The organism is Mangrovibacter plantisponsor, assembly GCF_003182475.1.
Classification (GTDB): Bacteria; Pseudomonadota; Gammaproteobacteria; order Enterobacterales; family Enterobacteriaceae; genus Mangrovibacter; species Mangrovibacter plantisponsor.
Window position 1 is genome coordinate 1 of record NZ_QGTS01000032.1, and the last position, 5,064, is coordinate 5,064.

Sequence of the window (5,064 nt, forward strand, 5' to 3'; positions counted from 1 at the left end):
AGCCGGTTCCCTTCCCCTTTCTTCTGGTTCGGCGCGATCCGGACCATCAGCCCGGCACGGCGCTTTGATGCCCGTGGCACGTAATAGCCAATGGAACGGGCCAGCCGCCCGGTCTGGTACCCTGGGTTTTGCCCGGGAGTTGAAACAGCCCGCTTCATGACCAGCCGCCGGGCATCACGCATGTGGACCTGACCAATGAGGATAAATGCCCGGCGCAACCTTGCCCGGTTGAACACCAGTTCTTTCGGTTGCTGAAAATCGACATGGAACACCGGTTTAGCCATACATGGAATCTCCCGGTGTTTCTGCGCCCAACTCTTCACACTCCAGGAGCAGGTAACGCCGGGCCATATTTAAATCGCGGCAGCGACGAATGGCGTACACCCTCCCGCTGTAAACCACCTCGTAATCAGAGGTCAGCCCGGCCCGGTAGCGCACGGTGAAATAGTGGGTAACGGCACTGTCGGTCTGGGCGGATTCATGCAGCACGGTGGCACTGACCTGCCGTACTTTTGCCCAGGCATACTGGCTGTTCTGGTATTCCGGCGTATTGCCATAATCATCCGCCGGGATATCGGTACGCTGGCGTAGCAGAACCCGGCGGTTAAGTTCGCCGGGCTCAGGCAACTGGTAATCAATACTGGTTTGTGACTGGCGGTTTTTCATAGCGGAATAAACCTGTAGGGTCCGGCAATCCACTGATACGCCATGGGCGTTTCACTCTGTTCAAAATCAGAAACCGTGGAGCGGTGTTCATAAAAATGGGTGACCAGCATCAGCATCGCAAGACGCAGATCATCCGGTACCACCAGCGCAGTTTCGTCTCCGCCTTCCGGGATATCTGCTTCTGCTGCATAAAGATTACGGTTAAGAAATGTCGCCGTTCTCGACTCCGCAGCCTGCCCCAGCATCGTCAAAAGCGTGTCTTCTTCCGTGTAATCACTTTCAAGACGTAGCTGTTGTCTGATTTCTTCCAGCGTCAGAATCATGAATATCTCCATGCCCGCCAGATGACGGGCACAAAAAAAACCGCTTTCGCGGCAGAGAGTTAATTCAGGGTCACAGCATTAAGCGGCTGATTTACCTGTCATGGCCTTAATGGCTGCAGTATCTTCAAGCACGCAGTCGAAACGGTGGAAAGCCAGAAATGCAGTCTGATCAAATTCAGCGTACCGTTCAACGAGCCGCTTAAGCGTCATATAAGTAATACGGCGCAGAATAAAGCGGTTAAAGTCTCCACAGAAAATGAATTTCTTGTCAGCACCAATATCATCGATGGCCTGGTCGATAACATAGGGAACATTCAGTACTGATGCCGGAGCCACACCCACAATATCCGGAAGCCATAACGGTCGCCCCTGGTTATCTTCCATTTCACTGATCAGTTTCAGTGTGGCGTCATTAAAGGCCCAGCGAAATTTTGGCCCCATACGATATGCCGGATCGATGGCATGTTTCAGAGCGTTCATTTCCTTCCAGGTAAAGGTGGTTGCAGACGCCGTACTGACACCGCCGGTAACCGATGCCACCAGCCCTTTAGGCTCAACGGGCGAGCCTGTCCCGGTACCCTGCACCAGATATTTTGCCTCACCGCGACCAATGCGCTGGGCAATCCGGCCTGACAGATACGCTTCAATATCCACACCAGTGTCCTGCAGCAGTTCATTGGAAACGCGGATAATTTTTGAAGACAATTTTTTGGCACCGAGGATGGCGGTACCGAAAGTCACGTCGCCTTCACTGGCTTCCGCATTCTCAGCAAGCAGTTCGCCTTCTTCCGCCGTACCATCTGATGTCGACCAGGTAATATCCTGACCGGTAGAGGTATTCAGGATCTGCGCAACACTGGCGATGCCGCCATATGCCTTCATGGCATCAACAATCCGGTTGAGCATCTGAGTGGGGACGGTATATCCACCCTGGGTATCTGTTGTTGTACCCTGAGCGCGAAGCTCACGAAGCGCCTGACGCTCCTCACCACTCAGCTCTGCAAAACCATGGCGCAGAAACTTATCGAAGGCCGCAGTACGCCGCTCATCTGGCTGAGTTTGTGGATTTGCAGGGTCACCATTTTGCAACTGACGCTGTTCAGGCTCCTGGCCTTCAATATAGGTCTGGTCCTGTCGGCGCAACTCTTCTTCACGATCAATCTGAGAATCCAGGGCGTCCAGTTCAGACTTCGCGCGGTTCCACTCCGTTCGTTGCTCATCAGTCCACGGATTATCACCAATTTTATCGTGAAGGGCGCGCATATCAGCCGCGATGGTATTACGTTTTTGCTTCAGTTCATGAAGTTTCATGATTTTTCCTTACGCATTAAGAAGGGTCAGCAGGCGCTCACGCGCCATTCTCTGGTTAATGGCTTTTTGCAGCGCACCGCTGTTGCGCGCCTCCTGCCAGGCTTTCATTGAACGGACGCCGGAATCAGCATCCTGATAAGCGGGATAGGTTACCGGGCTGACATCAAACAACCTTGAAAGACGGGTAATTTCACGGATAACCACGCCTTCATCATCCTCGTACCAGTTCTCACCATCACGGGCGACACGAAAGGCAAAAGAGGACTGGCTAATGTCACCCCGGCGCATGGGAGATAACACCAGGTCACGGATAGTCTGCGTTTCTGGGGCACTGATGTCGTAGCCAAGACCTCGCTCATCCACTGACAAAGACAATGTACCTGCCGTGGTTCGGCCGAGGATAAAATTGGGGTCATGGTTAAACAGCCCACGGACATCATCATTAAGAACATCATCAAATGCACCGGGCTTAATCACTTCACGAAACCCCCACAAGGGTTCTGATCGTGAATTAAATACAGAGCCATAACCAATTATCCGTGTGGGACTGTCACCCTGTTGCTCAGCCCTTACCTCACCGCTGTAACACCGCAGCTCGCGATCATTCATCGGTTATATCCTCTGGTTTTTTGGTGGTTTTAAAGTCACTGGCAGGATTTGCAGCATTGACGCTAACCAGCATTTCATCCAGCCCGTCCACCGGGTTCATATCTTCAAATGCCCGGGCCTCATTTCGGCTCATCCAGCCATCAGTGATAGCAAAGTGGTAGAACTGAGCGCGTTCCTGAGGTGTGCCGCGCAATAGCCCGGTAAGATTAAACCGGGTGTAATACCCGGCAGCACGCTCTGCCCGGGTAAATAACCGCCGGTTTAGCTCCTGCTCCCAGTTTGTTACCCATGGCATCATGCTGTACCGGACAAACTGGATAGCCTGCTGAGTGATGTTGGAAAAAGTCGCTTTTTCCAGGTCATTAATCATGTGTGCTGGAACATTAAATATCCCGGCAATCATTGAGCGGTTCAGTTTTGACATCTCAATTATTTGCGCATCAACCGGTGATACGGTGAGTGCCTTGTAATCAAGGTCTGCGGGTAACAAAAGGGTTTTATTTTCCTGACTACGAAGGGCGAGCACTGCCTTTTTCCAGGCTTCTTTTAGCCAACTCCAGCTCTCTTTCTTTAACTCGCCTTTCACTGAAATAATTCCGGCGGGCCTGGCATTACCACTGAAAAAACTCTCGGTATACTTCTGTCCACTCATCCCCATACCAATTGTCTCAGCATGCTGCAAAATTGGGCTGAGTCCCATTTTCTGGTTATTACCCAGCGCCCTGATATGGATCATGTCATCAGGGCTGATAGCAAAAGCGCCCTCCTCGTTATAAACACCATAGGTATACCGGCCACCCGTATTCAGCAGCGTGGTTTCCCATGGCATACAACATTCAAGGCTTGATATTTCACCCCGGCGAGAGCGCTTTACCCAGGTATACCCATTTCCCCAGCCAAGAATGTGGCGCTGTTTCAGTTCCCGCCACTTGTAGCTGGTCTGCCATATATTGGGTTCATCGTGCAGCAGATAAAAAGCGGCATGATCCCTGGCTGGCTCTACCCGGTTGTTATTCTTGCGCATCACATGTAACGGCATCTGAGCCAGATTGGATGACAAAACGTAAATACAGGCATAAACAGCAGCCAGTTTCATCGCCGTCTCAGGACTGACATACACGTCAGACTTAAAAATACCGTCGGTATCGACCAGATCACCCGTTATTGGCGTGGATGGATTCTCCAGGGAAACACTGCGAAAAATAGAGTCAAGAAGCATGCTTCCCCCCTCTGGCCATAGCCAGGGCACACAGCACCATTAGGGCTCCCGAGAACATGAGTGCCGGGGCAAGACCAAACCGCAGGTAAACCCCGGACGTGAGCAGACCGAAACCGGTTAGCCCGATAACATCGGAAATAAGTGATTTCATAAAAAGAGAATATCTTCGTCAGGATCCAGAGTGGACAGGAAGTCTTCCGGCTCATTAAGCATTGCCCGGCCGATGGTCATGATCAGTGCCACGGCACCGTCAATCTTGTTTTCATTCTGCTCTTTGACGGGTTTCACCACATCGTCATTGCCTGGCAGAAACTTGCCGACCACATTACTGATACACCAGGACATGATGGGGTTGCCGTCATGGTGAAAACGCCCGGACTCAATGGCGGCCTCCAGCTCCTTCATCGGGTCGGACATATTGGTGTAGTTCTGAATGATGGTAATGGGCGACAGGTCTTCATCTGCCAGGTCATGAGACAGGCCTGTTGCCCCGAACGGGTCAATGGGCGACTCTGAAACCGGGTTGAGTTTGTTGGCGGCTTTGGCTTCTTCCAGGATATAGCGGTAATCCACCTCAGCCCCATCCGTGACCGTCAGCAATCCCATTTCCACCCATTTCTGGAAACGTTCAGCCGTGCGCCGGTCTTCACTGCGTTCAGTGCTGTACACCGTGTCATACGGCACCCAAAACCGTGGCGCCACACTGTAATAATGAGTTTTACCGTCAATCTCCCGGGTGAACAGCCTGGCCATACTGTTCATATCCAGCTTGCGCGCCAGGTCGAACCCCAGAATACAGGGTTGCCCTTCAAAACTTTCCAGCGTCAGGCTTTTATCCTCACAACGCTGCCAGCTCACCTGGTTGAAATACGCCGCCCGGGCCGCCACCCAGATATTCAGGTGTTTGGTCTTAAACACACCGGCCAGACGGGCATT

Annotated in this window: 7 protein-coding genes and 1 pseudogene; all 8 read right to left on the bottom strand. The window is 52.2% G+C overall.

The genetic code is table 11. The features are described 5' to 3' along the window. A pseudogene (locus DES37_RS25040) lies at window positions 1-284 on the bottom strand (hypothetical protein); the annotation flags it as partial. Further along, complete coding sequence (locus tag DES37_RS25045; RefSeq protein WP_110028251.1) at window positions 277-666, bottom strand: phage head closure protein; 390 nt, start codon at window positions 664-666, stop codon at window positions 277-279. The gene DES37_RS25045 and the pseudogene DES37_RS25040, both read right to left, overlap by 8 nt. Beyond that, window positions 663-989, bottom strand: a complete 327-nt coding sequence (locus tag DES37_RS25050) for a head-tail connector protein (RefSeq protein ID WP_110028252.1) — start codon at window positions 987-989, stop codon at window positions 663-665. The genes DES37_RS25045 and DES37_RS25050 overlap by 4 nt, the downstream gene beginning before the upstream one ends. A 78-nt stretch (window positions 990-1,067) precedes the next feature. Then, entirely contained in the window at window positions 1,068-2,300 is a 1,233-nt protein-coding gene (locus DES37_RS25055; RefSeq protein ID WP_110028253.1) for a phage major capsid protein, read from the bottom strand. 9 nt (window positions 2,301-2,309) lie between these two features. Then, complete coding sequence (locus tag DES37_RS25060) at window positions 2,310-2,909, bottom strand: HK97 family phage prohead protease (protein ID WP_110028254.1); 600 nt, start codon at window positions 2,907-2,909, stop codon at window positions 2,310-2,312. After that, entirely contained in the window at window positions 2,902-4,128 is a 1,227-nt protein-coding gene (locus tag DES37_RS25065) for a phage portal protein (RefSeq protein WP_110028255.1), read from the bottom strand. Before DES37_RS25065 ends, DES37_RS25060 begins: the two co-directional genes overlap by 8 nt. Beyond that, the gene (locus tag DES37_RS25705) at window positions 4,118-4,279 is read right to left on the bottom strand and encodes a hypothetical protein (protein WP_170123818.1); all 162 of its coding nucleotides are present in this window, start codon (window positions 4,277-4,279) and stop codon (window positions 4,118-4,120) included. Before DES37_RS25705 ends, DES37_RS25065 begins: the two co-directional genes overlap by 11 nt. Then, window positions 4,276-5,064 (bottom strand): terminase TerL endonuclease subunit (locus DES37_RS25070; protein ID WP_146211555.1); only part of this gene is annotated, 789 nt, incomplete at its 5' end. The genes DES37_RS25070 and DES37_RS25705, both read right to left, overlap by 4 nt.

Bases quoted from the DNA above. Each gene is read 5' to 3' on its own strand.
- DES37_RS25055 (WP_110028253.1), bottom strand. From the start codon at position 2,300: ATGAAACTTCATGAACTGAAGCAAAAACGTAATACCATCGCGGCTGAT.
- DES37_RS25045 (WP_110028251.1), bottom strand. From the start codon at position 666: ATGAAAAACCGCCAGTCACAAACCAGTATTGATTACCAGTTGCCTGAG.
- DES37_RS25050 (WP_110028252.1), bottom strand. From the start codon at position 989: ATGATTCTGACGCTGGAAGAAATCAGACAACAGCTACGTCTTGAAAGT.
- DES37_RS25065 (WP_110028255.1), bottom strand. From the start codon at position 4,128: ATGCTTCTTGACTCTATTTTTCGCAGTGTTTCCCTGGAGAATCCATCC.
- DES37_RS25705 (WP_170123818.1), bottom strand. From the start codon at position 4,279: ATGAAATCACTTATTTCCGATGTTATCGGGCTAACCGGTTTCGGTCTG.
- DES37_RS25060 (WP_110028254.1), bottom strand. From the start codon at position 2,909: ATGAATGATCGCGAGCTGCGGTGTTACAGCGGTGAGGTAAGGGCTGAG.